1 pseudogene is annotated in these 1,168 nt (G+C 59.9%); it reads right to left on the reverse strand.

Features of this window, described 5'->3' with window-relative positions:
- Positions 1–1,115: pseudogene (locus KIK84_RS16450) on the reverse strand (IS3 family transposase); the annotation flags it as partial.
- Positions 1,116–1,168 lie beyond the last annotated feature (53 nt).

Genomic DNA, 1,168 nt, shown 5'->3' on the forward strand with positions numbered 1-1,168 from the left:
TTGACATCTTGGACGGTGAGTTTAGCCAGTGGATACTGGCCAGTGATGCCCGATGCACCGCATCGGGCGTTTGCATTTTCAGCGATAGATGCGGGCGCTCGCTGTTGTAGATCTGTACCGACTCGCGCACCATGCGCCGGGCCTGCTCCAGATTGGCGGGCCGTTGTAGCAACAACTCACCCTTGAGGATGCCGTTGACCCGCTCGGCCAGCGCGTTCTGGTAGCAGTCGTAGCCATCGGTCATCGAACACTGCAGGCCATGGCACTGATGTATGGCTTGGTAGTAGCTGGAGCAGTACTGGATGCCCCGGTCGGAATGGTGTACCAGGCGTTGATCGCTTTGCCGTGCACGCAGGGCCATCTTCAAGGCCTGAGCCACCGGCTCGGTCTGCAGGTTGTCGTGGACGTGCCAACCCACGATCTTGCGCGAGTAGGCGTCGGTGATCAGGCTCAGGTAGACAAACTTGTCCGCCGTGGGCAGGTAGGTGATGTCAGCCACCCACACTTGCTCGGCGGCCGTGGCCTGCACCTGCTGCTCGCCGCTCTTGAGCAGGTTCGGATGGCGCCTAAAGCGGTGGTGGCTGTCGGTGGTCTTGTGGTACGCCGGCCGTGGCGGCACGAGCATCCGGGCGTTACGCAGTACGTCAAACAGGGCGTGGCGCTACTGACCCTGGTAATACGCCTGGCGACTCAGGCCCATGTAGCGACAAGCCCTCGTCACATTGAGCCCTTGGACGAGCCGCTGCGCGAGGACTTGCCCAAAGGCTTTTTTACGACGCGTACCCCATAGTCCTTCTTCAGGACATCGAGCACCGCTTCGAACAGTTGGGCCTTCTCGTTGGCCTGCTTGAGTTGCACTTGCAGCGCCTAGATCTGCTGCTCGGGCGTCAGCGGCGTGGGAGTCTTGTCTATAGGCATAGCCGCACATGATGCCGCACGCCCCCAGCCCTGGCGGCCGTGTTTGCGTAACCACACCAGTACCGTTGATCTGCCCTGGTTCCCGTAATGCGCTTGCGCCTGCTTGTACGTCAGCTCGCCTTTTGCACTTGCTCGACCACCGCCAGCTTAAAAGCCAGTATGTAGTCCTTCTGCGTTCTCTTGATGCCTGATTCCATTTGACTTGCCTTTTCTGTGATGAAAAGGTGTCAACCTCCGGCAGGACGGGTCA

It is taken from the genome of Curvibacter sp. CHRR-16 (assembly GCF_018474005.1).
GTDB lineage: Bacteria > Pseudomonadota > Gammaproteobacteria > Burkholderiales > Burkholderiaceae_C > Allorhodoferax.